We start from the raw sequence: 6493 nt of genomic DNA, 5'->3' as shown, positions 1-6493 counted from the left end.
GATAGTTTGTATGCCACGATCTCGCGTGTGGCGACGTCCTTCACACAAGACAGATAGACGTTCTCGCCGGAGGCGATGGGGAGATAGGTGATATCGGTCACGAATACCTTCCCGGGCTCGCTCTGCCGGAACTCGCGGTTCAATCGGTTCGGCACGACGCGGTGCTCGTGCGTCGCCCGAGAGAGCTTGCGATAAGGGTTCATCCTCCGGATTTTAGTCACGATGTTAAATTTGCGCATCAGTCGGAGAATCCGTTTATGGTTGATCGGGAAACCGAGGGTGGCGAACACCTCCATGTACAGCCCCCGATAGCCGACTTTGCCTTTATAGCTATCATGGATGCTCTTGAGGAGTGTCGCATCTAGATGATCACGCTCTTCCCGTAGGGAATCCGCCTCGGAACGGTTCAACCAAGCGTAATAGCCACTGCGGCTCACTCCGGCAATCTCACATAGTGGGCGGACGAGATTCTTAATCTGTGCGATGCGGATGACGGTGTTGATGACCTGATATTTCTCTGCTGGTGTCAGTTCGGACGTTTCGCCTGCCCCTCTAACTGCTCTAGCTTTTTTAAGAGCTCGTTCTCTGCCGTCAGGTCGAATCCGGCCTCCGTGAAGATTTGTTGAGGTCCCTTTCCTTCCATATTCTCACGTACGGCCCTGACCTTGAACTCGGTCGTGTACTGGATCGAGCGTTCTGATACGGAAGCGATGTTCGGATTTTCTTCGAGCTGATTGATTTGGGTCATAGTGAAGATGATTTTACTCATGATCGTTTCTCCCATCTGATTGAATAGGTTCATTATAGCGATTCGTATCCACACGAAAAACCCCGAATGATGCACTTTTTTCAAGTGTCTATCATTCGGGGTTCAGTTCATTAGTGAAGGTAGACTGTTTTTTTATGAGACGGTTTGTCAAATTAAGCGCAACACTTCTTCGGAAAAGACCTTGTATGCGGTTTTCCAATCCAAATACTTTCGTGGTCGATTGTTGATTCTAGAAAGTGCGTGATCCAATTCTGTCTTGTCTATCATTCCGAAGTTCGTTCCCTTTGGGAAGAACTGACGGAGAAGACCTTTGGCATTCTCATTGCTGCCACGTTACCATGAAGAATAAGGATCTGCGAAGTACATCGGGATACCGAGGGAGTCCGTTTTAGTTCACGTGAGATCGTAGATGGCTGTCGTCCTAGGTGCTGAGCAACTTTCGTATTGAAAATCCAAGTTCTAGATAAGTTTCTATTTTGACTCTTTCTGATGTGGTAAGATTAACACAGCTCATAACGAATCCTCCGTTGAATTTTGTGTGGTAACTCTATTCTACACGAGGCCGTTATGAGTTTTTTGTGTTTTCAGCTAGGTATTGCACTTAATATTACAATTCGTCTATGAAAAAAAACTAGCAGTTAAAGGAATTATTAGCACTAAAGAAGGAATTACAGGAGGATTTAATGGAGTATGTTAGAGGAGGAATTTTAAGGTCTTTATGAATATCTAAGCAATGGTTAAAAGATGGGAAAATTTGCATTTTAACCCCACCAAGCTATGATATTATTAGAATAAAAGGAAGAGTTAAATAAAATTCTAAGCAATCCTTTAGAATTAGAATTTCAAGAGGAAACTAACCTAGAAAATTCTATCGTTTTAAGAATTGGAGTACTCAGTACAGATGATATACAGCTTTGCTAGTTTCTTAAGTAGGTCAGGTCTGTTATTAAACTAGTAATAATAAATAATAAGCGTGGGTGGGATTATGAGCAGATTGGAAGTTGATAAATGGGTATGGGAAAAGGGATACATTAAAAAGGTAGTAAAGGATTTGGAGGTCAAAAATATTACTATTGTATCTGCTTATTTCTCGAATTATGGAGTAGAATTTATCAAAGAATTAGTGGCTAAGAGCAATCTAATTAAGGATAATATTACTCTGTATTTATCTAAGGAATTTAGCATGAATAAACCTGGTGCATTATTAGAAGAATTATCTAGTTTAGCCAATGTATATATCGTACACAAAGAAAAATTACATGCAAAAGTATTTATATTCTACACTCCCCAAGGTATTAAAGCCTTTCATGGTTCGGCAAACTTTACACGTGGTGGATTGGATGGAAATCTAGAACTAATCCATGAAGTACAATCAAATAGCATAGGACGTCTAGAGGAATTCATTAAACATTGTTTATTAGCTTCTGAGAAAGTAACGGATAAAATTATAGAAAATTATAAGGATATCGATGGAGAATTAAAAAATTTATCAGATGCTAACCAAAAAGCAAATCGTAAAATCAATGAACTATTTGTCAATAATCAAGACCCATTTAAGGAATCTGACCATGACTTAGATGGATACTTTTTCACGTTTCAAGACTATGAGACATTCTTTCCAAAGTATCAAGCTGAGAATGACCCTATAATTCTCAAAAGAAGAGAAGTTGTTCGTAACAAATTACTTAAGCTAAATAATTTAATGAAACATCCCATGTCAAAGATGAATTTACACAATAACTGGTCTGCGAAAAGAAGACCGGAACTTATAACCTCTCAAATTAGTCCTTCTAAACATAATTATAAGCGTTTATCGTGGATTTGCCTTCGTTACGGTAAGCACAGTAAAGATGCATTAATTGAAGGAAGCAAAACAGAATCTTACGAAAGTTTTATTAGGCATGCGTGTATGCAGATATCAGTAGTTAGTAAGGGAATAGAAATTGGTTTATTCCATGCAACTGCTGCCAAGGGCTGTATTGATAGAGATTATCTAAAGGACAATATTGAGCGACTCAAAGATAAAATTCATAATGAAATAGCAAAGTTAAGAGGAGAACAATTTGTATGGCATATATATAATCCAAACAAAGACATGTCTGTACATTCTTTTAATATTGATAAAGAAGATCCAAAAAATTTTACTGATTTTTATACGAAATATGACAGTGAGGGTTTGGAATCATTTTGTATTTTCCGCATAAACCCTAATGAGGAACATCTTGAGACTCCAGAAAATCTCGTTAAGATAGCAGAAAATAAAATCGCAAAATTATATCCCCTGTATAGGTTAATCACTTGGAGAATAACTAACTGAAAACATATGAAAAAAATAAAAACATCATTTAGAGGCAATACGGAGAACCGTATCACAAGTGATGGTAAACAAAAAAATAGAGATAACTATTGAAATAAGTACTATTAAAAAAATCATCGAAACAAGGATGAGGATAAAGTTGATTAAGCTAAGGTCAATATTTAAAGACACTAAGTTACAATTTAAAGGAGTATAAATATAGATAGTGGTAAAAGAAAAGTATAATTTACTGTTGAACTTTTACGTGATTGACTTTCTGATTTAGATTTAGAAGGATATTCATTAAAAATAGAGTAGTAAACGAGTTTTTACGACAAGCGTTAATTATAGGGATACGGAAATCTCCGATAAAAGGTTAAAAAGCATAATGAAATTACTTCTTAATGATTGGCAAGAGTTTATAAAATAATATTAATCTTGCTTCGAGCGGCATTCAACATCCGATAACAAGAGATTTATGCAACTTTGTGAATATAAATATAGTATGAAACTGCGCAAATCTCTAAACGTTAGCGGATATAAAATCTAGTTCATTAGGAGGACTTATGAAGAGAAGAATACTTTATTATCCCGGTATTGATATTAGGGATGGAATATGGTTAAGGAATGCAATTTTGTATTGGGAAGAAGTATCTTCAATAATGCCATATCAGAATGATGATTACCAAATTTCACCTGAAGTGAGTTATCTAATGAATACGGGTCATTTCATACCTGCTAGACCCGATGATGTAATGTCTTCAAATATGTACGAAGACTTTATTGATGAAGTTCGAATAAGGTTTGATGAGTATAGGCCCTATCACACGAAGGCTATGAGAAGAGAAGACATATATATGTCGAAAGTTGTACCAGACTATTATAGATTGCATGAATCAAAATTATCATCACATGTTATGGAGATGATCGAAGAAAAGTCAGAAATAATCAGAAGTGAGAATAATCAGTGGATTTCAGTAGATGCTCACCTAAGTGACATTTATATGTCAGTTTTAGCCAAGTATTTGGCTGCGATTAGCAGTACTGATACGTCAATTGGTACTGATAGTATGTTTACACAGAATAAAATTTTCAAACCAGAAAGAAGTCTGGATTCTAACAATCGTCAATCATTTCTTAATTACCAATTCAATATTCTTCCAGTTCCTAATATGGATGTCTCAATTGAAGACATTCTGTTGTTCAAGGAGAGACGTAGTGATGAACTTAGAAGACTTCGTATGGAGATAAACGAATTAGAAGGTAGATTACAATCTGCTGAGGATAGAGTACAGATTAAGAGGATCTGGATTGAATTTGAAGATAGACTTGAATCCAATGTAAGTGACTTGAATAGGGTAATGAAGGAATGTAGGTGGAATATTAAACATTCAGTAATGAATGGACTTATATCCATGTCTATGCCAGGCATAATGAGTACCGCTGAGATGTTCGGGGCATCCTTTTCTCCTGTTCAAAAAGGAATTGGACTGGCTTCTGGGGCTGTGTTATCAATTGGTTTATCAATTAAGGATATTGGCAACATACGACGTGAGGCTCTAGATAACAACCCATTTGCATATGTGTATCATGGAAGAAGGGCAAGAATGTTCTGATAGCTTCCGATTTTTACTTCCGCTAAAAGCATGTTAACAATATTGATAGAGTATCGGAGGTATATCCACCTCGTCAACATGTGAAACATTATGCAAAATCCTCTCGAAGTAAGTGCTAAATACAAGTTAGTCTCTGGAGTTGAACTGATCGGTGCTAAAGTATATGATCCGAATACGATGATGGGCATTTGAAAAAGACTTTGTTACGGCTTATAGGGAAGGTCCGAATATTGAAGGTGATTATTAAGTGGTATGGGAAAATTCTTGAATAATATAGTTCAGAATTTGAAATAATTAATTAGATAATTCTGGGAATTTTGAATATTGGACATATTACTACAGGATTATGGTGATGGCGATTTGGTTAATGGGAAATAACCCTAAAATGCCTGGTGCAAATAGTTTTGCTGTTTTAGAAAAGCAGTAGCCGAAGTAGTTTCCGTATAGTGCAAGTCCCTAGAGCTAAGCCCGCGGACTTCGTCTAAAACTGGGTAGTGAGGTGTTAGAGTGATTTTAATCAATTTATACGGGAAAATTGAACCCACAATATTAAGCGAAAAATTAGGTGTTGGAATCTCTAATCTTCATGATGAATGGTTGACTGGAATCGTTGATGACTTGAAAGAAGAGATGCTTTTAAGAGAGCATTTTCTTGAAAAAAATAAGAAGTACAATTTTGGTGATTTTAAAGTTTCACAGTATAAACCTGAGAAGATAGTTAGCAATGCAAATTGGACTGATGTACTTGCTGGGGATATTGATTACTATTTACAAGTAATTGCTAGTAATTTAGTGCAATTAGAAGTGTTAGACTTTGATAAGTCCCTGCTACAATTAAAAAACTCTCATTTAGATAGCCCAACATGTGAAGTTCAGTATCCGTTAAAATTTATTAGATTTTGCCATATTCTTACTAACTCAAGGAGTGCTAGAACTCATTGTGATACCAATATTCCTTTCATGACATATAACCCTGATGATTTCAGATCGAAACCAGTGATTTTGAACTTTGCATCTAGTATGGTAAATAGAGAAAATTATTTAATTGCTTATTATGAAAAAGCAATTAAATCAATGAAGTATGTAGGAAAGCTGATTGATAATTTTCTTGAAAGTGACAGAGATTTTTGGATTTTTGATTACATAGTTAATTCTATAAATGAATCTGAAGATTATAATGCATATTATTTATTTAAGATCATGTCATTAATCGAAATGTTAATAATAAACCCGAATAGTAACGGGAGAACACATGGAGAATTAGAAAGAAAGCTACCTAGATTTTTGCGAAATGAACTTAACGACTATGAGGATAAAGAGTTATTTTGTCAAATTGCTAGAAAATTGAGAAATAAAATTGCGCATGGTGACTTTGAGGCGTTTCAGAAATTGTTGGAAGAATACAGAGCGAATTTCATGAAAGATTTTTCGTATGATGAATTTGAATATAGTGTTGAATCATGGACCATTAATTCTATCTGCTTAAGCTTAAAGAGTGCGTTAAGTGAGATTCTTTTTGAGTTTTTTAGTAATAAAGAGGGTTTTAAAAGGTTCCAGAATTCTTAGCTGAACTTTGACTTACGTCTTCTATCTCATCTAACACTGGGTTACGCAGGGTGCGGGGAGCATGTTTCAAGGGAGAGAATAGCGTGCTAGATCCCTTATCCGGGAACGAAGTTCCGTCAAAATGGTCTATCTTTGAGGGTCCGGCTCGGTGACATTGTAAACACGGAAACGTTAAACAAAATTAGTGTAAAGTGGAAAAGTATGATTAGCAAATATAAAGAAAGATTAAAATATCCTTGTTGTGGA

The 6493-nt window shown here is 35.9% G+C and carries 3 protein-coding genes and 3 pseudogenes; 3 read left to right on the top strand and 3 right to left on the bottom strand.

What is annotated here, in order from left to right:
* The 3 pseudogenes from KNQ03_RS17090 to KNQ03_RS17280 form a co-directional block, all read right to left on the bottom strand.
* Nucleotides 1-769 (bottom strand): annotated as a pseudogene (locus tag KNQ03_RS17090) (IS3 family transposase); the annotation flags it as partial.
* A gap of 147 nt (nt 770-916) precedes the next feature.
* A pseudogene (locus KNQ03_RS17085) lies at nt 917-1147 on the bottom strand (transposase); the annotation flags it as partial.
* Nucleotides 1148-1176: 29 nt separating this feature from the next.
* Nucleotides 1177-1221, bottom strand: a pseudogene (locus KNQ03_RS17280) (hypothetical protein); the annotation flags it as partial.
* A 542-nt stretch (nt 1222-1763) separates the two neighbouring features.
* Here KNQ03_RS17280 and KNQ03_RS14095 point away from each other — a divergent pair.
* From KNQ03_RS14095 to KNQ03_RS14085, 3 genes are all read left to right on the top strand, one after another.
* Nucleotides 1764-3086, top strand: a complete 1323-nt coding sequence (locus tag KNQ03_RS14095) for a phospholipase D family protein (RefSeq protein ID WP_214725230.1) — start codon at nt 1764-1766, stop codon at nt 3084-3086.
* Nucleotides 3087-3631: 545 nt separating this feature from the next.
* Nucleotides 3632-4681 (top strand): DUF6236 family protein, encoded by a 1050-nt coding sequence (locus tag KNQ03_RS14090; protein WP_214725228.1) that lies wholly within the window; start codon nt 3632-3634, stop codon nt 4679-4681.
* 507 nt (nt 4682-5188) lie between these two features.
* Nucleotides 5189-6247 carry a hypothetical protein gene (locus KNQ03_RS14085; RefSeq protein ID WP_214725226.1) on the top strand — a complete coding sequence of 353 codons (1059 nt, stop codon included), beginning with the start codon at nt 5189-5191 and terminating at the stop codon, nt 6245-6247.
* Nucleotides 6248-6493 lie beyond the last annotated feature (246 nt).

This window comes from Exiguobacterium sp. s143 (assembly GCF_018618895.1).
Classification (GTDB): Bacteria; Bacillota; Bacilli; order Exiguobacteriales; family Exiguobacteriaceae; genus Exiguobacterium_A; species Exiguobacterium_A abrahamii.
Note: the sequence above shows the minus strand (reverse complement) of the source record. Positions and strands in the feature narration are given on the sequence as shown.

What these genes read in the sequence shown, in the direction of transcription:
- KNQ03_RS14090 (WP_214725228.1), top strand. Translation starts at nt 3,632, where the DNA reads ATGAAGAGAAGAATACTTTATTATCCCGGTATTGATATTAGGGATGGA.